21 protein-coding genes and 1 pseudogene are annotated in these 25794 nt (G+C 59.9%); 13 read left to right on the top strand and 9 right to left on the bottom strand.

Annotation, left to right across the window (positions count from 1 at the left end):
- Nucleotides 1–99 precede the first annotated feature (99 nt).
- The 5 genes and pseudogenes from J1G18_RS08725 (at nucleotide 100) to J1G18_RS08745 (ending at nucleotide 5449) form a co-directional block, all read left to right on the top strand.
- The gene (locus J1G18_RS08725) at nucleotides 100–1125 is read left to right on the top strand and encodes a LacI family DNA-binding transcriptional regulator (protein WP_316851777.1); all 1026 of its coding nucleotides are present in this window, start codon (nucleotides 100–102) and stop codon (nucleotides 1123–1125) included.
- A 154-nt stretch (nucleotides 1126–1279) separates the two neighbouring features.
- Nucleotides 1280–2062 (top strand): sugar phosphate isomerase/epimerase family protein, encoded by a 783-nt coding sequence (locus J1G18_RS08730; RefSeq protein WP_098963967.1) that lies wholly within the window; start codon nucleotides 1280–1282, stop codon nucleotides 2060–2062.
- The gene (locus J1G18_RS08735; RefSeq protein WP_139054037.1) at nucleotides 2055–3062 is read left to right on the top strand and encodes a sugar kinase; all 1008 of its coding nucleotides are present in this window, start codon (nucleotides 2055–2057) and stop codon (nucleotides 3060–3062) included. Before J1G18_RS08730 ends, J1G18_RS08735 begins: the two co-directional genes overlap by 8 nt.
- 96 nt (nucleotides 3063–3158) lie before the next feature.
- Nucleotides 3159–4450 (top strand): annotated as a pseudogene (locus J1G18_RS08740) (MFS transporter); the annotation flags it as partial.
- A gap of 21 nt (nucleotides 4451–4471) precedes the next feature.
- Nucleotides 4472–5449 carry a 2-hydroxyacid dehydrogenase gene (locus tag J1G18_RS08745; protein WP_098963964.1) on the top strand — a complete coding sequence of 326 codons (978 nt, stop codon included), beginning with the start codon at nucleotides 4472–4474 and terminating at the stop codon, nucleotides 5447–5449.
- Nucleotides 5450–5592: 143 nt separating this feature from the next.
- On the opposite strand, the gene J1G18_RS08750 is transcribed toward J1G18_RS08745, so the two are convergent.
- On the bottom strand, nucleotides 5593–6780 hold the full coding sequence (locus tag J1G18_RS08750) for a pyridoxal phosphate-dependent aminotransferase (RefSeq protein WP_096797430.1): 1188 nt from the start codon (nucleotides 6778–6780) through the stop codon (nucleotides 5593–5595).
- 232 nt (nucleotides 6781–7012) lie between these two features.
- Between J1G18_RS08750 and J1G18_RS08755 the strand changes: the two genes are divergently transcribed.
- Entirely contained in the window at nucleotides 7013–7744 is a 732-nt protein-coding gene (locus J1G18_RS08755; protein ID WP_098963962.1) for a hypothetical protein, read from the top strand.
- A gap of 68 nt (nucleotides 7745–7812) precedes the next feature.
- On the opposite strand, the gene J1G18_RS08760 is transcribed toward J1G18_RS08755, so the two are convergent.
- The 3 genes from J1G18_RS08760 to J1G18_RS08770 form a co-directional block, all read right to left on the bottom strand.
- On the bottom strand, nucleotides 7813–9438 hold the full coding sequence (locus tag J1G18_RS08760) for a methyl-accepting chemotaxis protein (RefSeq protein ID WP_134786321.1): 1626 nt from the start codon (nucleotides 9436–9438) through the stop codon (nucleotides 7813–7815).
- A 246-nt stretch (nucleotides 9439–9684) separates the two neighbouring features.
- Nucleotides 9685–10827 carry a glycerate kinase gene (locus tag J1G18_RS08765; protein WP_223007488.1) on the bottom strand — a complete coding sequence of 381 codons (1143 nt, stop codon included), beginning with the start codon at nucleotides 10825–10827 and terminating at the stop codon, nucleotides 9685–9687.
- A gap of 215 nt (nucleotides 10828–11042) precedes the next feature.
- Nucleotides 11043–12161 (bottom strand): sugar diacid recognition domain-containing protein, encoded by a 1119-nt coding sequence (locus J1G18_RS08770; RefSeq protein ID WP_098963959.1) that lies wholly within the window; start codon nucleotides 12159–12161, stop codon nucleotides 11043–11045.
- A 172-nt stretch (nucleotides 12162–12333) separates the two neighbouring features.
- Here J1G18_RS08770 and J1G18_RS08775 point away from each other — a divergent pair, with 172 nt between their 5' ends.
- The 4 genes from J1G18_RS08775 (at nucleotide 12334) to rarD (ending at nucleotide 16975) form a co-directional block, all read left to right on the top strand.
- Nucleotides 12334–13644 carry an MFS transporter gene (locus J1G18_RS08775; protein ID WP_027611996.1) on the top strand — a complete coding sequence of 437 codons (1311 nt, stop codon included), beginning with the start codon at nucleotides 12334–12336 and terminating at the stop codon, nucleotides 13642–13644.
- Nucleotides 13645–13824: 180 nt separating this feature from the next.
- Nucleotides 13825–14724, top strand: coding sequence for a LysR family transcriptional regulator (locus J1G18_RS08780; RefSeq protein WP_223007489.1), 900 nt, complete (start codon nucleotides 13825–13827; stop codon nucleotides 14722–14724).
- A 69-nt stretch (nucleotides 14725–14793) separates the two neighbouring features.
- Nucleotides 14794–15807, top strand: coding sequence for an aldo/keto reductase (locus J1G18_RS08785; RefSeq protein WP_135295744.1), 1014 nt, complete (start codon nucleotides 14794–14796; stop codon nucleotides 15805–15807).
- Nucleotides 15808–16093: 286 nt separating this feature from the next.
- A complete protein-coding gene (gene rarD, locus J1G18_RS08790) occupies nucleotides 16094–16975 on the top strand; it encodes an EamA family transporter RarD (RefSeq protein WP_027611999.1) in 882 nt (293 codons plus the stop codon).
- Between the two features lie 178 nt (nucleotides 16976–17153).
- On the opposite strand, the gene hppD is transcribed toward rarD, so the two are convergent.
- The gene (hppD, locus tag J1G18_RS08795) at nucleotides 17154–18230 is read right to left on the bottom strand and encodes a 4-hydroxyphenylpyruvate dioxygenase (protein ID WP_103368986.1); all 1077 of its coding nucleotides are present in this window, start codon (nucleotides 18228–18230) and stop codon (nucleotides 17154–17156) included.
- 459 nt (nucleotides 18231–18689) lie between these two features.
- Between hppD and J1G18_RS08800 the strand changes: the two genes are divergently transcribed.
- On the top strand, nucleotides 18690–20225 hold the full coding sequence (locus tag J1G18_RS08800; RefSeq protein ID WP_223007490.1) for an EAL domain-containing protein: 1536 nt from the start codon (nucleotides 18690–18692) through the stop codon (nucleotides 20223–20225).
- Nucleotides 20226–20459: 234 nt separating this feature from the next.
- Nucleotides 20460–20825, top strand: coding sequence for a histone-like nucleoid-structuring protein, MvaT/MvaU family (locus tag J1G18_RS08805; protein WP_003224630.1), 366 nt, complete (start codon nucleotides 20460–20462; stop codon nucleotides 20823–20825).
- A 218-nt stretch (nucleotides 20826–21043) separates the two neighbouring features.
- On the opposite strand, the gene J1G18_RS08810 is transcribed toward J1G18_RS08805, so the two are convergent.
- Nucleotides 21044–21562, bottom strand: a complete 519-nt coding sequence (locus J1G18_RS08810) for a DUF4946 domain-containing protein (RefSeq protein WP_171061835.1) — start codon at nucleotides 21560–21562, stop codon at nucleotides 21044–21046.
- A gap of 139 nt (nucleotides 21563–21701) precedes the next feature.
- Here J1G18_RS08810 and gloA point away from each other — a divergent pair, with 139 nt between their 5' ends.
- Complete coding sequence (gloA, locus tag J1G18_RS08815) at nucleotides 21702–22223, top strand: lactoylglutathione lyase (protein ID WP_007963339.1); 522 nt, start codon at nucleotides 21702–21704, stop codon at nucleotides 22221–22223.
- A gap of 175 nt (nucleotides 22224–22398) precedes the next feature.
- Here the strand turns inward: gloA and ahpF are convergent, their stop codons facing one another.
- The 3 genes from ahpF to J1G18_RS08830 form a co-directional block, all read right to left on the bottom strand.
- Nucleotides 22399–23961, bottom strand: a complete 1563-nt coding sequence (gene ahpF / locus J1G18_RS08820) for an alkyl hydroperoxide reductase subunit F (protein WP_027612006.1) — start codon at nucleotides 23959–23961, stop codon at nucleotides 22399–22401.
- A gap of 132 nt (nucleotides 23962–24093) precedes the next feature.
- Nucleotides 24094–24657 (bottom strand): alkyl hydroperoxide reductase subunit C, encoded by a 564-nt coding sequence (gene ahpC, locus J1G18_RS08825; protein ID WP_003224621.1) that lies wholly within the window; start codon nucleotides 24655–24657, stop codon nucleotides 24094–24096.
- A 136-nt stretch (nucleotides 24658–24793) separates the two neighbouring features.
- The gene (locus J1G18_RS08830) at nucleotides 24794–25732 is read right to left on the bottom strand and encodes a site-specific integrase (protein WP_223007491.1); all 939 of its coding nucleotides are present in this window, start codon (nucleotides 25730–25732) and stop codon (nucleotides 24794–24796) included.
- Nucleotides 25733–25794 lie beyond the last annotated feature (62 nt).

The following is a 25794-nucleotide window of genomic DNA, read 5'->3' on the forward strand; positions in this document are numbered from 1 at the left end:
ATTCACTTGACGGAGTGTCAGCTTCTGGTGTTTCCTGAAACCGGTTTCATCGCCATCGCGGCGCATGCAACGAATAAATCCAATAATAGGTTTCAGACCGTGAACGACTTCTCCGCCGCCCAGCGCAGCCGCGTGACCATGCTTGATGTTGCCGAACGCGCCGGCGTATCCAAGGCCAGCGTCTCGCGCTTCATCGGCGACGACCGCGCCCTGCTCTCCGATGCCATCGCCCTGCGTATCGAGCAGGCGATCAGCGAGCTGGGTTACCGCCCGAACCAGATGGCCCGTGGCCTGAAACGCGGGCGCACGCGCCTGATCGGCATGCTGGTGGCCGATATCCGCAACCCTTATTCAATTGCCGTGATGCACGGGGTGGAAACCGCCTGCCGTGCGCACGGCTACAGCCTGGTGGTGTGCAACACCGACCGCGACGACGAGCAGGAGCGCCAGCATCTGGCGCTGTTGCGCTCGTACAACATCGAGGGGCTGATCGTGAACACCCTAGGCCATCACCGTGACGAACTCCACGAGTTGCACCGGGAAATGCCCTTGGTGCTGGTGGACCGCAAGGTCGATGGCCTCGACAGCGACATGGTCGGGCTGAACAATCCGCAAGCTGTTGAGATGGCGCTGAAGCACCTGGAACAGCGCGGCTATCGCGATGTGTTGTTGGTGACTGAGCCTTATGACGGCACCAGTTCGCGGATCGAGCGGGTCAGTAGTTTTCGGACGCAGATCGCCCAGCGCTCCGGGTTGACCGGGGCGGTGCTGGAAACCGGCGACGCACTCGCTACTCATCTTCAAATCTTTTTGGACACACCGGCGACCGGGCCGAAAGCACTGTTCTGCGCCAACGGTGTGGCAGCGCTGGCCTGTACCCTGGCCTTGCGCGAAATCGGTTGCCGATTGTTCGAGGATGTCGGGCTGATTGCCCTGGATGATCTGGATTGGTACCCGTTGGTCGGCAGCGGAATTACCGCCCTCGCCCAGCCCACAGCCGAGATTGGCGCGCGGGCGTTTGAGTGTTTGCTCAAGCGTTTGCGGGGGGATGTCGAGGTAGCGCGCAGAGTGGATTTTGCGCCGGTGCTGGTTGAGCGCGGGTCTACCCGAGGATCTTTGCGGTGAATGTTATGGCGCCATCGCGAGCAGGCTCACTCCTACAGGGGGAGCGCATTCCAAATGTAGGAGTGAGCCTGCTCGCGATGGCGCCCGAACGCCCGACGAAGATCAATCAGATTTTTTTGAACAAAAATGAAACCGGTTTCAGAGGTAGATAACAATGAATAAACCTGCCGTTTCCATCAGCCTGTCCAGCTACGGCGCCGAACTTGTGCGCCAACGCGGGCAGGACTTCTTCATCGATGTGCTGGCTGCCGCCGGCGCTGATCGCATCGAATGGCGCGAAGAGTTGCTGACTCGCGAAGTGCCCGAGCAACTGCAAGCCGCCACTCGGGCGCAGGGACTGCAAAGTATCTATTCGTCGCCGAGCGAACTGTGGCTCGCCGGTCAGGCGCGACCCAATCCCGAGCTGATCAACGCCCTGCAACACGCAGAGGCATTCGGCTCGAAATGGCTGAAAGTCTCGCTCGGTTACTTCACCGACAACTGTGATTTGCAGGCGCTGAAACAGCTGCTCGGCGCCAGCCCGGTGCAGCTGCTGGTGGAAAACGACCAGACCTTGCAGGGCGGCCGCATCGAGCCGTTCCAGCGTTTTTTCGCGGCGGTGGAGCAGCATGATTTGCCGATCAAGATGACCTTCGACATCGGCAACTGGCAGTGGCAAGACCAGTCCGCCGCCAACGCCGCACGTCTGCTCGGACGCCACGTCGGCTACGTGCACTGCAAAGCCGTGGCCCGCCGCGCCGACGGCAAACTGGTCGCCGTGCCGCCCGCCGTCAGCGACCTGCATTTGTGGGAACAACTGCTGCGGCACATGGCCCAAGGCGTTATGCGTGCCGCCGAATACCCGTTGCAGGGCGATGATCTGGTGGCGTTGACCACGGAACACGTCGCCGCCCTCGCCCGCCTTGGCCAATCGCGCCTGGAGCCTGCCCATGTCTGATATCGATATTCTGTCGTTCGGCGAAACCATGGCGATGCTGGTCGCCGAGCAGACCGGAGATCTGGCTGCGGTCGAGCATTTTCACAAACGCATTGCCGGCGCCGACAGCAATGTGGCGATCGGCCTGTCGCGGCTGGGTTTCAATGTGGCGTGGCTGAGCCGGGTCGGCGCCGATTCCCTCGGACGTTTTGTAGTCGAGACCTTGATCAAGGAAGGTCTGGATTGCAGTCACGTCGCGGTCGATCACCAGCACCCGACCGGTTTCCAGTTCAAGTCGCGTAACGACGACGGCAGCGATCCGCAGGTCGAGTATTTCCGCCGTGGCTCGGCGGCCAGTCATCTGTCCGTACAGTCGATCAGCGACACTTTGCTCAGCGCCCGCCATCTGCACGCCACCGGAATTCCACCAGCGCTATCGGCCAGTGCGCGGGAAATGTCGCTCGAGCTGATGACGCGCATGCGCCATGCCGGGCGCAGCGTGTCGTTCGATCCCAACCTGCGCCCAAGTCTGTGGGCCTCTGAGCAAGAGATGATCCGCGAGATCAACCGCCTCGCCGCCCTCGCTCACTGGGTACTGCCGGGTTTGAGCGAAGGTCGCTTGCTGACCGGGTTCGAAGATCCGGCGGACATCGCGGCGTTTTATCTCGATCAGGGCGCCGAAGCCGTGGCGATCAAGCTTGGGCCGCAAGGTGCCTATTACCGCACGCAGCTGGATCAGGGTTTTGTCGCCGGGGTGCCGGTGGCCAACGTGGTCGACACCGTGGGTGCGGGTGATGGCTTTGCGGTTGGCATGATCAGTGCCCTGCTGGAGCATCAGAGTTTTGCCGAGGCGGTGCAACGCGCGAACTGGATTGGCAGTCGGGCGGTGCAGAGTCGCGGGGACATGGAGGGGTTGCCGACCCGGTCTGAACTCATCGTTGAATTCGAGGCCGCTGATCGCGAGCAGGCTCACTCCTACAGTGGATCTCCGCCAGTCACAGCTGCAGCGGCAAACACATAACCCTTGTAGGAGTGAGCCTGCTCGCGATGAGGCCCGCTCAGACAACCCATTAATTGAACCTGCTGCGACAAAAACAACAAGCTCAGGAGCAACACCATGAAAACCGTAACCCTCGCCGCCCGCCGCTGGTGGTACATCATGCCGATCGTTTTCATCACCTACAGCCTGGCGTATCTCGACCGCGCCAACTACGGCTTCGCCGCCGCCTCCGGCATGGCTGCCGACCTGATGATCACCCCGGGCCTGTCGTCATTGCTCGGCGCGCTGTTCTTCCTCGGTTACTTTTTCTTCCAGGTACCGGGAGCGATCTACGCGCAGAAGCACAGCGTGAAAAAGCTGATTTTCTTCAGCCTGATTTTCTGGGGCGGCCTCGCCACCCTGACCGGCGTGGTGTCGAACGCCTACTGGCTGATCGTGATTCGCTTCATGCTCGGTGTGGTAGAAGCCGCGGTGATGCCGGCGATGCTGGTTTACCTGTGCCACTGGTTCACTCGCGCCGAACGCTCGCGGGCCAACACCTTTCTGATCCTCGGCAACCCGGTAACGATGCTGTGGATGTCGGTGGTTTCGGGCTATCTGGTGCAGCACTTCAGCTGGCGCTGGATGTTCATCATCGAAGGTTTGCCGGCGGTGATCTGGGCGTTTATCTGGTGGAAGCTGGCCGATGATCGTCCTGCTCAGGCCAAGTGGCTGAGCGAACAGGAAAAGCACGACCTGGAAAGCGCTCTCGCCGCCGAACAGGTCGGGATCAAAGCGGTGAAGAACTACGCCGAAGCGTTCCGCTCGCCGAAGGTGATCATTCTGGCGCTGCAGTTTTTCTGCTGGAGCATCGGCGTCTACGGCTTCGTGCTGTGGCTGCCGTCGATCCTCAAGGCCGGCGCGCAAATGGACATGATCGAGGCCGGCTGGCTGTCGGCGCTGCCGTATCTGGCGGCGGTGATCGGCATGCTCGCGGTGTCGTGGGGCTCGGACAAACTGCAGAAGCGTAAACGCTTCGTCTGGCCGCCACTGCTGATCGCCTCCATTGCGTTCTACGGTTCCTACGCCTTGGGCGCGGAACATTTCTGGTGGTCGTACACACTGCTGGTGATCGCCGGTGCCTGCATGTACGCACCTTACGGGCCGTTCTTCGCCATCGTTCCGGAGATCCTGCCGGCCAACGTCGCCGGCGGTGCCATGGCGCTGATCAACAGCATGGGCGCGCTCGGTTCGTTCGGCGGCTCGTACCTGGTCGGCTACCTGAACAGCTCCACCGGTTCGCCCGGTGCTTCGTACCTGCTGATGAGCGGCGCGTTGCTGCTGTCGGTGGTGCTGACGATTTTTCTCAAGCCTGGCGCCAGTGATCGTGTCGTGGCCAAAGCCGTAGTCACGCGTCCCGTGCCGGCGCATTCCTGAAGAGATTTTTGCCCATGAAAAAGCAAGTCGTGCTGTACAAGAAACTCTCGCCAGCGCTGATGACGCGTCTGCAGCAACAGTGTGAAGTGACGTTGATCGAAAGCCTCGACGCCGACGGCCTGATGAAGCTGCGTGACGCCCTGCCCGGCGCCCATGGCTTGCTCGGCGCCAGCCTGAAACTCGACGCCGCGCTGCTCGATCTGGCGCCGCAGCTTGAGGCCATCGCCAGTGTCTCAGTGGGTGTCGACAACTACGACATCGACTACCTGACCCGGCGCAAGATCCTCCTTAGCAACACCCCGGACGTGCTCACCGAAACCACCGCCGACACCGGTTTCGCCCTGATCCTCGCCACGGCCCGGCGCGTAGTGGAACTGGCGAACATGGTGCGCAGCGGCCAGTGGCATCGCAACATCGGCCCGGCGCATTTCGGCACCGATGTACACGGCAAGACCTTGGGCATCATCGGCATGGGCCGCATCGGCGAAGCGCTGGCGCAGCGCGGGCATTTCGGTTTTGGCATGCCGGTGCTCTATCACAGTCAGTCGCGTAAACCGGCGGTCGAGGCGCGTTTTGACGCGCAGTACCGTAGCCTTGAGGCGCTGCTGCAAGAGGCCGATTTCATCTGCCTGACCCTGCCGCTGACTGCGCAGACCGAAGGCCTAATCGGCGCCGAGCAATTTGCGCTGATGCGCCCCGAGAGCATCTTCATCAATATCTCGCGCGGCAAAGTGGTGGATGAAGCGGCGCTGATCGACGCGTTGCGCCACCAGCGGATTCGCGCAGCGGGGCTGGATGTATTCGAGCGTGAACCGCTGAATCATGATTCGCCGTTGTTGCAGTTGAACTATGTGGTGGCAACCCCGCACATGGGTTCGGCGACGCATGAGACGCGGGAGGCGATGGCGCGGTGTGCGGTGGACAATCTGCTGGCGGCTTTGGCTGGGGAGAAGCCGGTGAATCTGGTGAATCCGGTGGCTTGGCAGGGCTGAAAAATGCGCTGAATGGCAGATTGCATTCGCGAGCAAGCCCGCTCCCACAGGGTTCGGTGTGTACAGATAACATTATGTACACACCCATCCACTGTGGGAGCGGGCTTGCTCGCGAAGAGGCCAGTTCAGGCAACACAACACTGTCAGGCACTACGCGCCTGCAACAGCTGCACCGCACACAACGCAATCCGCGCACAGGCATCCGCCAGCTGCACCCGATCCAGCACCAGCCCGATGCGAATATGCCCCGCCGCACTCGGCCCGAACGCTTCGCCAGCCAGCACAGAGACCCCATAACCTTCCAGCAAGCGCTCGGCAAACCCCTGCGCGCCAAACCCGGTCTGGCGCACATCGACCATCACGAACATCCCGCCATCGGGCCGGATCGGCTGCAACCCCGGGCAACCGCGCAAACGCTCGCACACCAGATCGCGGCGCAACCGATATTCCTCGCGCATCTGCGTCACCTCCGGCAGATCGCTTGCCAACGCGACCTCCGCTGCTTTCTGCACGAAATCCGGCAGACCGAACAGCATGCTCAACGACAGGTTCACCAGATGCTCGGCCAGCACCTTCGGCCCGATCGACCAGCCAATGCGCCAGCCGGTCATGGCATGGGATTTCGACAGGCTGTTGATGGTTGCCGTGCGTTCGGCCATGCCCGGCAGGCTCGCCGGGCTGATGTGCTCGCCCTCGTACAGCAGATCGCTGTAGACCTCGTCGCTGATCAGCCACAAATCGTGGCGCACGCACAGCGCCGCCAGCTCTTGCCAGATCAGCAGCGACAGGCTCGCGCCGGAAGGATTATTCGGACTGTTGAGCAACATCGCGCGGGTCTTCGGCGTGATCCGCGCGGCGACATCGGCGGGGTCAACGCGAAAGCCATTCTCCGGCCTGACCGGCACCGGCACCACTGTCGCGCCGCACGCGCCGAACACACCCTCATAGGTCACGTACATCGGCTCGGCGACGATCACTTCGTCACCCGGATCCAGCAGGCATTGCGCGACCGAATACACCGCGCATTGCGCGCCGGGCAGCACGATCACGTGCTCGGCATCCACCACCTGACCGCTGCGCCGCTGGTGGCGGGCGGCGATCAATTTGCGCAGCGCCAAGCGACCACGCACTTCGGAATAATGCGTATCGCCGGCCAGCAGACTGTCGATGGCGCCATGAATGATCGGCAGCGGCGTATCGAAATCCGGATCCCCCACGCTCAGCAGCAGGATATCGACGCCCTCGGCGCGCAGCTCCAGCGCTCGGTCATGAATCTGCCAGGCAGCGGCTCCCTCCCCGGCGATGCGTTGGGTCAAGGCTGAATAGCGCATGCACGTCTCCTGATTGCGCGGTCTCCAGCCTTCACCCTAGGTCAAATCACAAACCGCGCCAGCCGCTTTGTCCTTTGGATGAATTTAAAGAAGAACTTCGTACAGTGGTCGATTAGCAGTCGACTGACTACCTGTCAGAGTTGACAGTAGACCCACTTCACAAACGCTCGCTTAATCAACATGAGGAAACAACTGCGGCCCCCTCTAATCGAAACGACGGAGTGTTGAAACGATGACGAATCTGAATGAAAAAATCCTCTTATTGGACGCACCGGAAATCCCCGATGCGCTACCCAATTTCCCTGGCAGTCAGGTTAACCTGTTGCCATTGAGTGCATTGGTATCTCCTCTGAAAGTGTTAATTCCAGAATGGTATAGTTCACCTTCTGATCCAGGCGTGCCCGTACTGTTAAGGCTGTTGTTAAACGGGAATAGGGTGGCGGACTATCCTTTTACGACACCCATCGACCCGGCGCTTTTCCCATTCGAGGCCCATATTCCTGAGGCACACCTGGTACAAGAAGGCGTATATGAGGTTTCATACATCCTCGATATTGGCGGGAATGAAGACATGGCCGCGAGCACGCCGATTACGGTCGATCTAACGGCTCCCAACTTCGGCAATCCGGGAGAACCTCCGCAATTTCCACCAGAAATCGACAGTGAGGGGATCACACCGCAGTATCTCGCCGCCCACAATGATGAAGTTCTGGTAACCATTGCCATCTATATGCAGCAGCGAGCCTGCGACAGCATCGAATTTCACTTTGGCTCACTTGCGGCGGAGCCAGTCATCATTGAAACGGTGCATGACGCAACTTCACGTACCGTTATCAAACTGAGTGGCGCGATTATCCGTGAGATAGGTTCCGGCACGATGTTCGCGTTTTACAGGCTGCGCGATCGTGCAGGAAACCTTGGGCAACAGTCTTCGTTTAAGCAAGTCAAAGTGGACCTGTCTTGAAGCGCTGACTCTTCGAGGTGGGCCGAACACTCATCTGGTTCGGCCCACATCAGGCAACTGCGTATTTCTCAAATCACAAACCGCGCCACCATGGCATTCAAATCCACCGCCAGACGCGACAGTTCATGGGTTGCGGCGCTGGTCTGATTCGCGCCGGCGGCGGACTGCGTGGCCAGATCACGGATGTTGACCAGGTTGCGGTCGACCTCACGCGAGACCTGCGCCTGTTCTTCCGAGGCACTGGCGATCACCAGGTTGCGTTCGTTGATCTGGTGGATCGACTGGGTGATTTGCTCCAGCGCCACACCCGCAGCGCGGGCCATTTCCAGAGTGGTCTGGGTGCGCTGGTTGCTTTGCTGCATCGACGACACCGCTTCGCCGGTACCGTTCTGGATGCCGGCGACCATTTTTTCGATTTCCTGAGTCGATTGCGCAGTGCGATGGGCCAAGGCGCGTACTTCGTCCGCTACCACCGCAAAACCGCGTCCGGCCTCACCGGCACGCGCTGCTTCGATCGCCGCGTTGAGGGCCAGCAGGTTGGTCTGTTCGGCGATGGCGCGGATCACATCCAGCACCTTGCCGATGTCACGACCCTGCGCGGCGAGGCCTTCGATCATTTGCGCGGTGCTCTGCACGTCATGGGTCATGGTCTGGATCGCGTCGACGGTTTTCACCACTTGATCGCGACCTTCGCGGGCGGCCTGGGTCGACTGGTTCGAGGCTTCGGAGGTCGAGACCGCGTTACGTGCGACTTCTTCCACAGCGGCGGTCATTTCGTTGACGGCGGTGGCGGCTTGTTCGATCTCGTTGTTCTGCTGTTGCAGGCCACGGGAAGCCTCCTCGGTGACAGCGCTCAACTCTTCGGCCGCCGCGCCCAACTGAGTCGCGGAGCCGGCGATCTGTTCGATGGTTTTGCGCAGGTTGATCTGCATCGTGGACAGGGCTTGCAGCAGTTGGGTGGCTTCGTCCTTGCCATCGACTTCGATGGACTGGGTCAAGTTGCCGCCGGCGATGGTTTGCGCAGCCTGTACGGCACGATTCAATGGGGTGACGATGCTGCGAGTCAGCAACAGGGCCAGCAGTACCGTGGCGAGCGCGGCGACCACGGCAACAACGATGATGCCGGTAATGGCGCTGTCGTAATGTTCACCGGCCTGATTGGAGGCGACTTTCGCGCCCGCCGCGTTGATTGCGATCAGCTTGTTCAGTTGTTCGCCCATCTGGTCGGTGCCGTCCTTGATCCGCGTGTTGATCAAGGTGCGCATCTCGTCGACCTTGTCCTGACGCGACAGCTCCATCATCTGGTTTTGCGCTTGCAGGTAGTTGTCGAGCGTGGTCGCGAACGTCTGATACAACGCACGCTCTTCGCTCTCTGCCGGCAACGCGGCGTAACTGGCCTGAGCACTGCGCACCTTGTCCACCAGCACGCCGATGCGTGTTTGCGCTTCTTGCAGACCTGCCGGGTCGCGGTTGACCAGAATCCGGAACGACAGAATCCGCAGGCGCAGAACGTTTTCCGTGACCACGCCAAGGTAGGTGACGCTGGGCAGTTGATTGGTCTCCATGTCGATGGAAGCCTGGCGGATGGTCGACATGCGGTTGACGGCGAACACACCAAGGACAATCACCAGCAAGGCGATAAAGGCAAAACCGAGGAAGGCACGGGGCGCGATATTCAGGTTACGCAAGGACATGGTTGGACTCTCGGATAGAGGTAGCTGCGAGCGTCCGTGCCGTCATCACTGGCCCTTGGGGGCGGGACCAGTCAGGCGTCACTGTTCGAGGGAATCTGTGTGCGCCTGATCTCTGTATCGGCGGGGCTTTAGGAAGATTTCGTGTAAAGCGAAAATATTTTTCAAGGTGTTTCAGCGCTGAAACACCTTGACACTAACCCCCTGTGGAGAGGGGATTTATCCCCTCTCCACAACATCTTCACGCAATCAGCTATTGAGTTTGGCCATCTGCCAGACGCGGGCGATGTCAGTCGCCCGTTCGCGCAACAAGCGTGGAGCTTCGGCACAGGCCTGCTCCAGGGTCATCGGGCCGCTGGTGACGGCGAATGCGGCGTCGATGCCGTGCTCGTAGAGTTCCTGATAACCCTCACCCAAGGTGCCGGCGATGACGATCACCGGCACGCCGTGCTGCTTGGCAATCCGCGCCACGCCGAACGGGGTCTTGCCGCGCAAGGTCTGCGCGTCGAAGCGCCCTTCTCCCGTGATCACCAGGACGGCGCCGTTTGCCGCTTCGGCCAGCCCCACCAGTTCGGCAACCACTTCCACGCCGGCCTGAAATTGCGCACCGAGAAACGCCTTGGCCGCAAAACCCAATCCCCCCGCCGCACCACTGCCCGGCTCATCGCGAACGTCCTTGCCCAACGCTTGCGCGCAGAGCTCGGCGAAATGCCCCAGCGCCTGATCCAGTTGCTGCACTTGTGCCGGTGACGCGCCTTTTTGCGGGCCGAAAATCGCCGAGGCCCCGTGCGGGCCGCACAGCGGGTTGTTGACGTCGGCGGCGATGTCGAAGCGCACGTGGGCCAGACGCGGATCAAGCTCGCTCAAGTCCAGTCGCGCCAGTTGTGCCAGCGCCAAGCCGCCCGGCACCAATGGCTGACCCTGCGCATCGAGCAATTTCACCCCAAGCGCCTGCATCGCGCCGGCGCCGCCGTCGTTGGTGGCGCTGCCGCCAATCGCCAGAATCACCCGTTGCGCGCCGGCATCCAGCGCGGCGCGAATCAGTTCGCCGGTGCCGAAGGTGCTGGTGATGCATGCATCGCGTTGCCCCGTAGGCACTAATTGCAAACCACTGGCCTCGGCCATTTCGATGATCGCGGTGTGATTGTGTGGCAACCAGCCCCACGCGGCGTCGACCGGCGCACCCAGCGGCCCGCGTACTCGGGTGCGGCGCAGTTCACCCTCGCATGCGGCGAGAATCGATTCCACCGTGCCCTCGCCGCCGTCGGCCATCGGGCATTTGACCAGTGTTGCTTGCGGCCAGACTTGCGCCAGCCCCAGTGCAATGGCCTCGGCAACGCCTTGGGCACTCAGGCTGTCCTTGAACGAATCGGGGGCGATGACGATCTTCATGCGAATTCTCCAGTTCCAATGCACCTCATGCTGCCAGTCGGCCTGCGCATTGACGCCGGTCCGCTGCACAAGCGCGGTGGGCGTTTATTGTTCATTTCTACAAAAGCCTGTGTCGAATGTACCGACGCTTTCGCGAGCAAGCTCGCTCCCACAGGGGAATGCATTCCAAATGTGGGAGCGGGCTTGCTCGCGAAGGCGTCGGTGAAAACATCCGATCAGCCCGGATCAATGTGCGGCAGCAATTGCACCCCGAGATATAGCGCCAGCATCCCGTCGAGTTTCAGCGGATCAACCCCGCTCAACTCAGCAATCCGCTCCATTCGATAACGCAAGCTGTTGCGATGAATGCCCAGCGCATCGGCGCAGGCCTGACTCTGCCCGTCGTGTTCACACCAACTGCGCAGGGTCGCGAGCAACTGGCCATTGCCGTCCTTGGCGATAACTTTGCGCAACGGTTTGAGCAATTCATCCAGCGCATCATCGTTGCGATGGCGCCAGAGCATCACCGGCAAGCGATAGCGATTGAGCGTCAGCAAGCGCGAATTCGGCAGCACTTCCCGGCCATAAGCCAGCAGATCGCCAACCCGCCGATAACAGCGGCGTAACCCGGCCAGCCCATCCGCCTGCCCGCCCACAGCGATGCGCAGAATGTTCCAGCCGAGGCCATCGAGTTTTTCCAGCAGGCGATCATGCTCAACCGTTTGACTTGCGGGTCGGCACCACAGCAGCGACGACTTGGCCGAACTCACGCACCAGCTGTCCGGATAGCGCGAGGTCAGCCACGCGCTCAACGCCTCGACGGTTTGCCCCGGCCCATGCTCCAGACCCAGTTCGAACAGATACGGCACCCGGGTCAACTGCGGCTTGAGCCCCAGTTGCTGCGCCTCATCGACCAGCCGCGGCGAGTCGCCGGCTTCGCTCAACAGCAACGCCAACAGGTCATCGCAACGCTGGCGCCGCCATTGCTGCTCGGCCTGCTGGTTGCGCTGGCCGACGAGCATTTCGGCGGTCATGCGCACCAGTTCGGCGTAGGTGCGCAGTTGCTCCGGTTCGCCGGTAATACCGAGCACGCCGATCAGGCGTTGATCGAGCATCAGCGGCAGGTTGATCCCCGGCTGCACACCCTTCAAGTGCACAGCGGTTTGTGCATCGATCTCTACCACCCGCCCGTTGGCCAGCACCAGTTGCGCACCTTCGTGACGGGTGTTGATGCGCTCCAGCTCGCCGCTGCCAAGGATCAGGCCCTGGCTGTCCATGACGTTGACGTTGTAGGGCAAAATGGCCATGGCCCGGTCGACGATATCCTGAGCGAGGTCGTGATCGAGTTCGAACATGATCGGCAAAATCCTTAAGCAGCGGCGGCGGACGGTTGTTCACCCGCACAGGGTCTGGCGGCAAACCCTGTGCTCAGGCACAAAGACAATCCGGCCACAGGTGGCCGAGACTCTCGGGGCGATCAACGTTAACCTGTGCATCGCAAAAAATCATAATAAAGAGAGAGCCGCTATGTCGCAGAGCGCCGCAGCTACCCAGACCATCGACGACGGTAAAAACGCCGTCTACAAACGCATCACCCTGCGTTTGATCCCCTTCATCTTCATCTGCTACCTGTTCAACTACCTCGACCGGGTCAACGTTGGCTTCGCCAAACTGCAGATGCTCGACGCATTGAAGTTCAGTGAAACCGTTTACGGCCTCGGTGCCGGGATCTTCTTCATCGGCTACGTGCTGTGCGGCGTGCCGAGCAACCTGGCCCTGACCCGATTCGGCCCGCGACGCTGGATCGCGCTGATGATGATCACTTGGGGCACGCTGTCGACCTGCCTGTTGTTCGTCACCACCCCGACCCAGTTCTACACCCTGCGCCTGTTCACCGGTGCGGCCGAAGCCGGGTTCTTCCCGGGTGTGGTGCTGTACCTCTCGCAGTGGTTCCCGACGTTCCGCCGTGGGCGGATCATGGCGCTGTTCATGTCGGCGATCCCGGTCTCGGGGCTGCTCGGCAGTCCGTTCTCCGGCTGGATCCTCAATCACTTCGCCGCCGGGCAAGGCGGACTGGCCGGCTGGCAGTGGATGTTCCTGCTGCAAGGCATCCCGACCGTAATCCTCGGCGCCCTCGCCTATTTCCTGCTCAGCGACAGCTTCGCCAATGCCAAGTGGCTGAGCCCGCACGAGCGCGCGGTGCTTGAGGCGGATCAGGCCGAAGACCTGGCGAACAAACCGAAAACCACCTCGGACTCGCTGCTCGCGGTATTTAAGAACCCGGCGATCTGGGCGTTTGGCCTGATCTATTTCTGCATCCAGAGCGGCGTGTACGCGATCAACTTCTGGCTGCCGTCGATCATCAAGAACCTAGGCTTCAGCGACAACCTGGTGATTGGCTGGCTGAGTGCGATTCCTTACCTGCTGGCGGCGGTGTTCATGTTGCTGGTCGGGCGTTCGGCGGACTTGCGCAAAGAACGGCGCTGGCACTTGGTGGTGCCGATGCTGATGGGCGCGCTCGGGCTGCTGATCGCGGTGAACTTCGCCGCCAACCCGGCCATCGCCATCCTCGGCCTGACCATTGCAACCATGGGCGCGCTGACCGGCCTGCCGATGTTCTGGCCAGTGCCGACTGCGCTGTTGAGCGCGGGCGCCGCGGCCGGTGGTCTGGCGTTGATCAACTCGATGGGGCAAATGGCCGGTTTCCTCAGCCCGTACCTAGTGGGTTGGGTCAAGGACAGCACCGGTTCGACCGATGCGGCGTTGTATTTGCTGGCGGGTGTGATTGTCGGCGGCAGCTTGCTGGCGTTGCGCATGACGCGGACGCTGCGGGCTTAATCATCACGCATCAAGATCAAAAGATCGCAGCCTGCGGCAGCTCCTACATGGAAATACGCGTTTCCCTGTAGGAGCTGCCGCAGGCTGCGATCTTTTTTTGCTCACTGATTGCAACGCCCGAACTTGCCAATGACGGAAAAATCCCGCAAAAACGCACGAATCTTTAAAGGATTTTTACCAATGAGCTCGATTCTCGATCTGGAGATCTTCGTCCGCGTGGCCGACTCCGGCAGTATTTCTTCCGCTGCCCGCACGCTTGAACTGACGCCGGCCGCCGCAAGCATCGCCTTGAAGCGCCTGGAAACCCGCCTCGGTATCCGCCTGCTCGCGCGCTCTACGCGCAGCATGCGCCTGACCGAAGAAGGTCGGCGTTATCTCGACAGCGTACGCATCGCCCTGTCCGCCCTGGCCGAAGGTGAGCAGGCACTGAAGCAACACGGCGAAGGCCTCAGTGGTGTGCTGCAACTGGCGGCGCCCTCGGACTTCGGGCGCAACGTGTTGTTGCCGTGGCTGGACGACTTCAAACGTGCGCACCCGAATATCCAGCTGCAATTGCTGCTCAACGATCGGCACGCCGATCTGTTCCGCGAAACCGTGGATGTCGCGCTGCGCTTTGGTGTGCCCAGTGATTCGACGCTGGTAGCGTTGCCAATTCTGCCGGCGCATCGCCGCGTTGCCTGCGTCAGCCCGGACTATCTCGCCCGCCATGGCACACCGCAACATCCCGGCGAACTGCGCGAACACAGCGCCCTGCTCTACCTGCGCAATGGTCGGCCCTACAACACCTGGCATTTCAGTCGCGAGGACGAAACGCTGGAAGTGGAAGTCCACGGCGATTACTTCAGCGATGACGGCGAAGTCGCGCGGCGCTGGGCCCTAGCCGGGCATGGCATTGCCTACAAAGCCTGGCTGGACGTCGCCGAGGATGTGCGCGGCGGACGCCTGCTGACGCTGTTTGATGACTGGCATGGCGAGAGCGTGCCGTTCAATCTGCTGTGTCCGCATCGGGTGCAGGTGTCGGAACGCGTTCGAGTGTTGCAAGCGTTTTTGCAGACGCGTTGCGCAGCACTGGGCCGATAATTCACTTTGCCCCGTCGGATGCTTCTGGTATTTGATTGGAGTTTTCCCACCCGATAAAAGGATTTCGGCATGAGCTACCGCACACTGGGGCACTCGGGGTTGCAGGTGTCCACCCTCACCCTCGGCACGATGATGTTTGGCGAGCAAACCAGCGCCGAGGACTCGCTGCGCATCATCGACAAGGCCTGGGATCAGGGCATCAATTTCATCGACACTGCCGACGTCTATACCAACGGCCGCTCGGAAGAAATTGTCGGCGAGGCGATCGCCCGCCATCGGCACGAATGGGTGTTGGCAACCAAGGTCGGTTTCGGCCCGGCGGACGGCGTGCCGAACCGCAGCGGCTTGAGCCGCAAGCACATCTTCAATGGTCTGGAGGCCAGCCTGACCCGTCTTGGCACCGACTATCTCGACATCTATTACCTGCACCGCGAAGACCACAACACGCCGCTGGAAGTCACGGTGTCGGCGATCGGCGACCTGATTCGTCAGGGCAAGATCCGTTACTGGGGCCTGTCGAACTATCGCGGCTGGCGCATCGCCGAGGTGATTCGCATCGCTGACAAGCTCGGTATCGACCGCCCGGTGATCAGTCAGCCGCTGTACAACATCGTCAACCGTCAGGCCGAGACCGAGCAGATCAGCGCCGCGCAAACCTATGGCCTCGGCGTGGTGCCTTACAGCCCGCTGGCCCGCGGCGTGCTCAGCGGCAAGTACGCACCCGACGCCACTCCCGACGCCAACAGCCGCGCCGGGCGTCAGGACAAACGCATTCTGGAAACCGAATGGCGCGTGGAATCGCTGCGCATCGCCCAGCAGATTCAGCAGTACACCCAGGGCCGTGGCGTCGGGATTGTCGAATTCGCGATTGCCTGGGTGCTGAACAACAGCGCGGTGACCTCGGCGATTGTCGGGCCGCGCACCGAACAACAGTGGGATGCTTATACCAAGGCGCAGGCGGTGCAGATCACGGCGGAGGATGAAGCGTTTATCGACTCGCTGGTGACGCCGGGGCATGCTTCGACGCCGGGGTTTAACGATGTGAGCCATTTTGTGTCGGGCCGTAAACCGCGTTCGACGTGAGCCCCCCGCCCTTACCCTAGCCCTCTCCCGGAGGAGAGGGAACCGATCGGGGAATATTGAAGCTACGCTTTTGCCTGAAGCTGTTGTGTTGAATCCATAATCGACTCGGACTTTCACATCGCTGAATGTCGCGAGACCCTACGGTCAGTCCCCTCTCCCTCTGGGAGAGGGTTAGGGTGAGGGGCTTTTGGGTTCATGTAGAAAATATTGACCGCCCCGGCCAATATTCAGCACAAAAACCACGTATCCTGCGCGCCCTGTTTGATCACCCATCCGCGAGGACAGTTTGTCTAAAGGTATCGCTCTATCGGTTTCAGCTTCGGTGCTGTTTGCCGTCATGTATTACTACACCTCGCTGCTCACTCCGTTGAGCGGCGTGGAAATCTTCGGCTGGCGGATGCTGCTGACTGTGCCGTGCATGACCGTGTTCATGCTGGTGTCGGGTGAATGGCGGCGGGTGCTGGAGTTGCTGCGCAAGGTGGCGGGCTATCCAAAGCTGATTGGCGGTCTGATTGTTTCGTCGGGTTTGCTCGGCGTGCAGTTGTGGCTGTTCATGTGGGCGCCGCTCAACGGCTACAGCCTCGATGTGTCGCTGGGTTATTTCCTGTTGCCGCTGGCGATGGTACTGACCGGGCGCATTGTGTACGGCGACAGCCTGTCGTACCTGCAGAAAATCGCAGTGTTCTTTGCCGTTCTCGGCGTGGCGAACGAGCTGTATCGGGTCGGCGGATTTTCCTGGGCGACCCTGGTGGTCGTGGTCGGTTACCCGCTGTATTTCGTCCTGCGCAAACGCCTGAAGACCGACAACCTGGGCGGTCTGTGGGTCGACATGACCTTGATGCTGCCGGTGGCGTACTGGTTCGTGCGCGGTGGTGAGCAAGGTTTCGCCGTGTTCGATCAGTATCCGGGCTTGCTCTGGCTGATTCCGCTGCTCGGTCTGATCAGTGCTTCGGCGCTGGTGGTGTACATCATTGCCAGCCGCTTGCTGCCGTTCAGCCTGTTTGGTTTGCTCAGTTACGTCGAGCCGGTGTTGCTGCTCGGCGTGGCGCTGTTGCTCGGTGAAAGCATCAAGGCCGGCGAGTGGCTGACCTACATTCCGATCTGGCTCGCCGTTGTGGTGCTGATCTTCGAAGGCTTCAAACACCTGATGCGACAACGCAGGTCTTAAAAGCAACACAAAACTACTGTGGGAGCGGAATTGCTCGCGAAAGCGTCAGCTCAGTCAACAAAGACCTTGAACGAAAGACCGAATTCGCGAGCAAGCCCGCTCCCACAGTTTTGCTGATGCAAAAAAAATCCCGGCTGTGCATGACTGCAAGCCGGGATTTTTTCATTCTGGTGGCGGATTACTCGGTTGCGAGCACACCACGACGCACCTGATCACGCTCGATCGATTCGAACAGGGCCTTGAAGTTACCCTCGCCGAAACCATCGTCGCCCTTACGCTGGATGAATTCGAAGAACACCGGGCCCATCAGGGTTTCCGAGAAGATCTGCAGCAGCAGGCGCTTGTCGTCCGGGTTCGACGAGCCGTCGAGCAGGATGCCGCGCGATTGCAGTTGATCCACCGGCTCGCCGTGGTTCGGCAGGCGGCCTTCGAGCATTTCGTAGTAGGTGTCCGGCGGTGCGGTCATGAAGCGCATGCCGATCTTCTTCAACTGATCCCAGGTCTTGACCAGGTCGTCGGTGAGGAACGCCACGTGCTGAATGCCCTCGCCATTGAACTGCATCAGGAACTCTTCGATCTGCCCGGCGCCCTTGGACGACTCTTCGTTCAGCGGGATGCGGATCATGCCGTCCGGTGCGGTCATCGCTTTCGAGGTCAGGCCGGTGTATTCGCCCTTGATGTCGAAATAGCGGATCTCGCGGAAGTTGAACAGCTTCTCGTAGAAGTTGGCCCAGTAGGCCATGCGGCCGCGGTACACGTTGTGGGTCAGGTGGTCGATGATCTTCAGACCGGCACCGACCGGGTTGCGATCAACGCCCTCGATGAACACGAAGTCGATGTCATAGATCGAACTGCCTTCGCCGAAACGGTCGATCAGGTACAGCGGCGCGCCGCCGATGCCCTTTATCGCTGGCAGGTTCAGCTCCATCGGGCCGGTTTCGATGTGGATCGGCTGAGCACCGAGTTCCAATGCGCGGCTGTAGGCCTTTTGCGAATCCTTCACGCGGAACGCCATGCCGCACACCGACGGTCCATGCTCGGCCGCGAAATACGAGGCCACACTGTGCGGTTCGTTGTTGAGGATCAGGTTGATCGCGCCCTGACGGTACAGGTGCACGTTCTTGGAGCGGTGGGTCGCGACTTTGGTGAAGCCCATGATCTCGAAGATCGGCTCCAGGGTGCCAGGAGTCGGCGATGCGAACTCGATGAACTCAAAGCCCATCAGGCCCATTGGGTTTTCGTATAAATCTGCCATGGTGACGCCTCATCATTCTTATCAATTAACCAGAGTTATTTGTCAGTAATGCTGAGACCGGCGGGAGGTGCGCAGGAGATGCCTCGCACACTGCGGGCGAGGAAGTCACCGTAGATCAGTTGAAACCCGAATATCTTCATTGTCGACCCAAGGCTCTTGCGGGCGAGGCTTCTGCTGCCAGAAGACGTTTATTATTGTATGCGTAACCCGATTCTACACAGCGTAAATAGGGTTGTCTGCCCTCTCTATAAAATCCGCCTTTTTCGCATCGGTGCAAGGGGTTTGTTGCACACGTAAACAAGCTGAGCCTGTATCGCACTCGCCCCGCAGATCAATCGCCTGTAAGCGGCACAAGCGGCAACGGCCATCTATCATGCGTTTTGACTCCGCTGTCTTTCACAGGCGCGCCGTTGCCAGCCTGCATTCGAGAGTTTCACTCCATCGCAACAGGATGCGTCCATGCCCTTGACTGTCAAACCCCGCCGCAAACGTAGCGTGCGGATGATTGTGACCCTGCTTTGCGGCCTGCTGCCGGTGCTTTTGGGCACAGGGATTCTGTATCTGCAAGCCGAACGCACCTTGCAACAGAGCACGCAAAATACCGCCGAGGAGGCGTTGCGCCAGTTTGAACTGATGCTCGACAACACCGCCCAGGCCGCCAGCGAACTGCTGCCCCTGGCCGGCCAGCCCTGCGACAGCGTCAAACTGGCCTTGCGTGAGCAGGTGACCCGTCGACCTTTTGTACGCTCGACCAATCTGGTGTGGGACAACAACCTCTATTGCAGCTCGCTGTTCGGGGAGTTCAAGGAGGCCGTGAATCCGGGCGACTATACGCAGGGCAAACTGTGGTTGATGAATGGCAACCCCGTCACGCCCAACACCGCGCTGCTGGTGTATCGCCTCAGCGAAGGTCGCGGTGGCGCGCTGACCACCCTCGATGGTTATCACCTGAGCAACATCCTGCGCCTGATCGGCCGGCAGACGCTGCTGTTGTTGCAGGTCGGCGATAACTGGCTGTCCGTCGATGGCAAGGTGCATCAAGGCGCCCTGCCGCCGTTACCGGTGGCGCAGAGTATGCTCGCGTCTTCGCGCTATGCCTTCAGTGTCAGTGCAGGCTTCCCGCAGGGGCAAACGTGGCGCTACATGGCCGGCGAATACCCGCCGCTGTTCAGTCTGCTGATATTTTTCGGGGTGATCGCGGGCGCTATCGCCCATGTCCTGCAACGGCGCGCCACTTCGCCCAGCCATGAGATGCTGCGCGCGCTGGAGGCTGGCGAATTCATTCCCTACTTCCAGCCGGTGGTGCATGGCGACAGCCGGAAGTGGTCCGGCACTGAAGTGCTGATGCGCTGGAATCACCCCAAGGAGGGTCTGGTGCGTCCGGATCTGTTCATTCCGTTTGCCGAACATTCAGGCCTGATCGTGCCCATGACTCGTTCGCTGATGCAGCAGACAGCCGCCCTGCTCGGCCCGTTGTCGGCGGAGTTCGACAAACCGTTCCACATCGGCATCAACATCACCGCCAGCCATTGCCAGGATCTGCAACTGGTCGAAGACTGTCGCGGGTTTCTCGCTGCTTTTGCCCCCGGCAGTATCAACCTCGTGCTGGAGCTGACCGAGCGCGAGCTGATTGAGCCAACCGATGTCACGCACCTATTGTTCGAGCAGTTGCACGCGCTGGGGGTGATGATCGCCATCGACGATTTCGGTACCGGTCATTCAAGTCTGGGCTACCTGCGAACATTCAATGTCGATTTTCTCAAGATCGACCAGAGTTTCGTCGCGATGATCGGCATTGATGCGCTGTCGCGGCATATTCTGGACACGATTATCGAACTGTCGGCCAAGCTCGATTTGGGTATTGTTGCCGAAGGTGTAGAAACTCAGGCTCAGGCTGACTATCTGACCGCACACCACGTCAACTTCCTGCAGGGCTATCTGTTCGGAAAACCCATGCCTGGCGCCGACTTCATCGATGCATTAAGTCACCATTAACTAAAAATAAATTAAGCCCGGCGCTGCGACCGGGCGCACCAAATTGATACAAAACACCACTGTTGTTACATGACGACAAGATCAGGATTTACTCTTGGCGCATTAACTACTACAATTTTTTCAGCCTGTGCAAGATTGGCAGGTGAGCCATTATCACCGAGTCGCTTCAAGGCTCTTGGCTTATAGCTTTGTTTGCGGTTGGTATCAGCCAAACACACTATTGGAGTAAAGATATTGTCCAGACTCGCTGAATTTCGTGCAGCTGAAAAGGCCCTTCAGGAACAGCTCAAGCAGTTGGAATCGCTGAAGAACGATGCCGGGCTCAAGAAAGAAATCGAATTCGAAGAAAAGCTCCAGGGGCTGATGAAAACCTACGGCAAAGGCCTGAAAGACATCATCGCCATCCTCGATCCGAACCCGTCCAAGTCCGGCCTGCAAGTGTCTGCCGCACCGAAAACCCGCCGCGCTCGCGTGGTCAAGGTCTATCAGAACCCGCACACTGGTGAACTGATCGAAACCAAGGGCGGCAATCACCGCGGCCTGAAAGCCTGGAAAGAACAGTACGGTGCTGCCACCGTCGATTCCTGGTTGCGCGGTTAATCTTGCGTCAACAAACAAGCCCTGCTCTATGCAGGGCTTTTTTTTCGACAATATCTAACAAAAGCAACGATTTCCGCCACGCTAGTTATCAATCTGCTTTAACACCCACAAGCCGTGAGGCTAAACATTTTGCGCCGGGATGTTGCAACCGCAACGACCGCTAAACTTTGTGCTTAATTCCTTCGGGTATCTAAACCCGTAGCGGTGCAAACAGACGCTTAAAGTTTCAAGCTGTTTCTCACTGCGACTATTTCCTCGGCGCTCGCCGTATAAACCTCAGCCTGACCCGCGTAAGAAAGTACATAAGCCTTATCCTTCGCGACCGCAGCAACCAATGTTTGCGACAACACATGACGGCCGTTTTCGATGATCGTGCAGGTGGTCTCCAGTGCATCCAGAGCGGCGAGTTTTGCCGGATGTATCTTGTTGCAAACGCTTTGATAGCCGCCCTGGAAGAAGTCTTTCTGAATAGATTTGCGCATTTCCAGCAGGACACCCTGCACATTGACCTGATGGCCTGCCTCAACCTGGCTCATGGTCAACTCCATCACCATCACCTGATTGCCGTCGGTGTCGGTTTTCACCGCGCGCTGGCGCGAAACCTGAGGGGCTTGATCAGGCAGCGCCTCTACTTCCCAGCCTGCAGGCCAGGTGATACTGGGCTGATCCGCCAGCGCCGGAACGGCAAGCAGCGATGAGAAAAGGCAAACGAACAGCGCTTTGAACGGTCGGATCATTACCAGAGGCACTCGCAGATTGAGCAGCAAAGTCTGAGGCCCGGCCGCCCACAGAGCAAGCCGCGCATTCGGTTTGGCGATGCCGCCCCGCATGCGTATCATTGCGCCCATTCACTCGCCCCATTGTTACGGAGGGCCTATGAGCCTGCACGAACTGAACACTTTCCCCGGCGTCACCGCCACTCCAGACAGCGCAACCCGCAACTTCGTCTTCAACCACACCATGCTGCGTGTAAAGGACATCACCAAGTCGCTGGATTTCTACACCCGCGTACTGGGCTTCTCGCTGGTTGAAAAGCGTGATTTCCCGGAAGCCGAATTCAGCCTGTACTTCCTCGCGCTGGTCGACAAGGCGCAGATCCCGGCCGACGCCGCCGCCCGCACCGAATGGATGAAGTCGATCCCCGGCATTCTGGAACTGACCCACAACCACGGCACCGAAAACGACGCCGACTTCGCCTATCACAATGGCAACACCGACCCACGCGGTTTCGGCCACATCTGCATCTCGGTGCCAGACATCGTTGCCGCGTGCGCACGTTTTGAAGAGCTGGGCTGTGATTTCCAGAAGCGCCTGACTGATGGCCGTATGAAAAGCCTGGCGTTCATCAAGGACCCGGATGGCTACTGGGTTGAAATCATCCAGCCTGCGCCGCTGTAACTGACTGCAAATTTCTCCTGTAGGAGTGAGCCTGCTCGCGATAGCGGTGTGTCAGGCCATGATGTTTTGAATGTGCAGCCGCCATCGCGAGCAGGCTCACTCCTACAATTGGATTGTGTCAGGCATAAAAAAACCCATGATCGCTCATGGGTTTTTTCGTTTCAGCGACTGCCGTTTACGCCGGCGCAGAAGTACGGATCAAGTGATCGAACGCGCTGAGGGAAGCCTTGGCACCCTCGCCCACCGCAATCACGATCTGCTTGTACGGCACAGTGGTCACGTCGCCGGCCGCGAAGATCCCCGGGATCGACGTCTCGCCACGGTTGTCGACGATGATTTCACCACGCGGCGACAGCTCGATGGTGCCTTTGAGCCAGTCGGTGTTCGGCAACAGACCGATCTGTACGAAAATCCCTTCCAGCTCGACGCTGCGCAGTTCGTCAGTATTGCGATCCTTGTAACGCAGGCCGTTGACCTTCTCGCCATTACCGGTGACTTCAGTGGTTTGCGCACTGGTGATCACGGTGACGTTTGGCAGGCTGTGCAGTTTGCGTTGCAACACCGCGTCGGCACGCAGTTGCACGTCGAACTCCAGCAGTGTCACGTGGGCAACGATACCGGCCAGGTCGATGGCCGCTTCCACGCCGGAGTTACCGCCGCCGATCACCGCCACGCGCTTGCCTTTAAACAGCGGGCCGTCGCAGTGCGGGCAGTACGCCACGCCCTTGTTACGGTATTCCTGCTCGCCCGGCACGTTCATTTCACGCCAGCGTGCGCCGGTCGCCAGGATCACGCTCTTGGCTTTCAGGGTCGCACCGCTGGCGAAGTGGACTTCGTGCAGCTCGCCGTTCTTGCCGGGAATCAGCTTGTCGGCGCGCTGCAGGTTCATGATATCGACGTCGTACTGCTTGACGTGTTCTTCCAGCGCCGTCGCCAGTTTCGGGCCTTCGGTTTCCTGCACGGAAATGAAGTTCTCGATGGCCATGGTGTCGAGCACCTGACCGCCGAAGCGCTCAGCCGCAACACCGGTGCGAATGCCTTTACGGGCGGCATAGATAGCGGCCGACGCACCGGCCGGGCCACCGCCAACTACGAGCACATCAAAGGCTTGTTTGGCGCTGATTTTCTCGGCCTGACGCTCGATGGCGCCGGTGTCGAGTTTGGCGAGGATTTCTTCCAGGCCCATGCGGCCCTGGCCAAAGTTCTCACCGTTGAGGTAGATGCTCGGCACGGCCATGATCTTGCGATCGTTGACTTCGTCCTGGAACAACGCGCCGTCGATGGCGACGTGACGGATGTTCGGGTTCAACACAGCCATCAGGTTCAGCGCCTGGACCACGTCCGGGCAGTTCTGGCACGACAGCGAGAAGTAGGTTTCGAAGCTGAACTCGCCCTTGAGCGAGCGGATCTGTTCGATCACTTCGGCACTGGCTTTCGATGGGTGGCCGCCGACTTGCAACAGGGCCAGCACCAGCGAGGTGAATTCATGGCCCATCGGGATGCCGGCGAAACGCAGGCTGATGTCGGCACCCGGGCGATTGATCGAGAACGACGGCTTGCGGGCATCGGTGCCGCTGTCGATCAGAGTAATTTGGCTCGAAAGACTGGCAACGTCTTTCAGCAGGTCAAGCATTTCCCGGGATTTCGCACCGTCGTCGAGGGAAGCAACGATCTCGATCGGCTGGGTAACCCGTTCCAGGTACGATTTCAACTGGGCTTTAAGATTGGCGTCCAACATACGGGCGATCTCCTGTGTCTTTATTCGAGGCGAAAAAAAGCCCGAGCGAATCTCGCCCGGGCTTTTTCAATGGGCGGTGCAGCTTACTGAAGTAGGTGCGGAGTCCCGCCCTGTGTTGCGTGCGTCACAGACTCAGATCTTGCCGACCAGGTCCAGGGACGGAGCCAGAGTGGCCTCGCCTTCTTTCCACTTGGCCGGGCAAACTTCGCCTGGGTGAGCAGCAACGTACTGAGCAGCCTTGATCTTGCGCAGCAGCTCGGAAGCGTCACGGCCAACGCCGCCATCGTTCAGTTCAACGATTTTGATCTGGCCTTCAGGGTTGATCACGAAGGTGCCACGGTCAGCCAGGCCAGCTTCTTCGATCAGCACGTCGAAGTTGCGGGAGATGACGTGGGTCGGGTCGCCGATCATGGTGTATTCGATTTTGCCGATCGCTGGCGAGGTGTTGTGCCAGGCAGCGTGAGCAAAGTGGGTGTCGGTCGAAACGCTGTAGATTTCCACGCCCAGTTTCTGGAACGCAGCGTAGTTGTCGGCCAGGTCTTCCAGCTCGGTTGGGCACACGAAGGTGAAGTCGGCTGGGTAGAAGAACACTACGGACCATTTGCCTTTCAGGTCAGCGTCCGAGACTTGTACGAAGTCGCCGTTTTTGAATGCGGTAGCTTTGAACGGTTTTACTTGGCTGTTGATGATAGGCATTGATGACTCTCCGTCAGGGTTGTGAATTCGATGGGTGAATCCTACCCACTCACTCGACGGATGGCTCATTGGCAAACCTGATGCTGCTGATTTGTTTTCGCTATTAGCGGACTGTATTAATAGAAGAAAACCATATCTACGACGAAGCCGGTTTATCCGTAATCCGGGCCATCCCGTGAAAGGGGCTGGCTTCAACATAGCGCATGGCTGACTTCATATCCTTCCAGCCAACGTAACTCATCAACGATTTCAGATCCCAGCCGCTTTGATGCGCCCACGTGGCAAAGCCGCGGCGCAGGGAATGGCTGGTGTAGCGCTCGGCCGGGATGCCGGCGCGCTCCAGCGCCTGACGCAGCAGCGGAATGATGCTGTTGGCGTGCAAGCCCTCCTCGCTCAGATGGCCCCAGCGGTCAACGCCGCGAAACACCGGGCCGCGTACCAGCGCTGCCTCGGTGATCCAGTCGATATAAGCCTGCACCGGGCACAGCTTGAGCAGCGCCGGCGCCTGATACGTCTGCCCGAGGTTGTCGCGGTCGCCCTTGCTGCGCGGCAGGTAGAGGGTGATGCCGCTGCCGGCGTGCGCCTGCACGTGCTCGATCTGCAGACGGCACAACTCGTCACTGCGGAAGCCCCGCCAGAAGCCCAGCAAAATCAGCGCCCGATCGCGATAGGCCTTGAGCAACTGCGGACGATCCTGATTCTGCCTGGCACTACTGGCTTCCTGTTCCAGCCAGTCGACCACTTGCTGCAGATCGTGCAATTGCAACGGTTCGGCCTGTTTTTCCTGCGCCGGATGCAGTGCGCGAATGCCTTTGAACACTGTGCGCACCACCGGCGCCTTGGTCGGATCGGCAAAACCCTGACTGTTGTGCCACTGCGCCAGCGCTGACAGCCGCAGTTTCAGTGTGTTGATCGACAGCACCCCGGCATGCTCGACCAGATACCGCGCCACACTGTCGGCGGTTGCCGGCAGGAAGCCGCCCCATTTCACTTCGAAATGTTCGATCGCCGAGCGATAGCTGCGGCGGGTGTTGTCACGGGTGGCGGCTTGCAGATAGCGATCGATCTCGCTCATGGGCAGTGTTCTCGCAGGCGTACTGATTGCTGGATGAAAAAACCGATTCAGGGGTCTGACAT

This window comes from Pseudomonas sp. MIS38 (assembly GCF_019891575.1).
GTDB classification, from domain to species: domain Bacteria; phylum Pseudomonadota; class Gammaproteobacteria; order Pseudomonadales; family Pseudomonadaceae; genus Aquipseudomonas; species Aquipseudomonas putida_A.

Coding starts and splice junctions, on each gene's coding strand:
- hppD (WP_103368986.1), bottom strand. CDS start 18,230: ATGGCAGATTTATACGAAAACCCAATGGGCCTGATGGGCTTTGAGTTC.
- gloA (WP_007963339.1), top strand. CDS start 21,702: ATGAGCCTGCACGAACTGAACACTTTCCCCGGCGTCACCGCCACTCCA.
- ahpF (WP_027612006.1), bottom strand. CDS start 23,961: ATGTTGGACGCCAATCTTAAAGCCCAGTTGAAATCGTACCTGGAACGG.
- J1G18_RS08770 (WP_098963959.1), bottom strand. CDS start 12,161: ATGTTCGAACTCGATCACGACCTCGCTCAGGATATCGTCGACCGGGCC.
- J1G18_RS08810 (WP_171061835.1), bottom strand. CDS start 21,562: ATGATCCGACCGTTCAAAGCGCTGTTCGTTTGCCTTTTCTCATCGCTG.
- J1G18_RS08785 (WP_135295744.1), top strand. CDS start 14,794: ATGAGCTACCGCACACTGGGGCACTCGGGGTTGCAGGTGTCCACCCTC.
- J1G18_RS08765 (WP_223007488.1), bottom strand. CDS start 10,827: ATGAAGATCGTCATCGCCCCCGATTCGTTCAAGGACAGCCTGAGTGCC.
- J1G18_RS08755 (WP_098963962.1), top strand. CDS start 7,013: ATGACGAATCTGAATGAAAAAATCCTCTTATTGGACGCACCGGAAATC.
- J1G18_RS08735 (WP_139054037.1), top strand. CDS start 2,055: ATGTCTGATATCGATATTCTGTCGTTCGGCGAAACCATGGCGATGCTG.
- ahpC (WP_003224621.1), bottom strand. CDS start 24,657: ATGCCTATCATCAACAGCCAAGTAAAACCGTTCAAAGCTACCGCATTC.
- J1G18_RS08830 (WP_223007491.1), bottom strand. CDS start 25,732: ATGAGCGAGATCGATCGCTATCTGCAAGCCGCCACCCGTGACAACACC.
- J1G18_RS08760 (WP_134786321.1), bottom strand. CDS start 9,438: ATGTCCTTGCGTAACCTGAATATCGCGCCCCGTGCCTTCCTCGGTTTT.
- J1G18_RS08775 (WP_027611996.1), top strand. CDS start 12,334: ATGTCGCAGAGCGCCGCAGCTACCCAGACCATCGACGACGGTAAAAAC.
- J1G18_RS08750 (WP_096797430.1), bottom strand. CDS start 6,780: ATGCGCTATTCAGCCTTGACCCAACGCATCGCCGGGGAGGGAGCCGCT.
- J1G18_RS08745 (WP_098963964.1), top strand. CDS start 4,472: ATGAAAAAGCAAGTCGTGCTGTACAAGAAACTCTCGCCAGCGCTGATG.
- J1G18_RS08780 (WP_223007489.1), top strand. CDS start 13,825: ATGAGCTCGATTCTCGATCTGGAGATCTTCGTCCGCGTGGCCGACTCC.
- J1G18_RS08800 (WP_223007490.1), top strand. CDS start 18,690: ATGCCCTTGACTGTCAAACCCCGCCGCAAACGTAGCGTGCGGATGATT.
- J1G18_RS08730 (WP_098963967.1), top strand. CDS start 1,280: ATGAATAAACCTGCCGTTTCCATCAGCCTGTCCAGCTACGGCGCCGAA.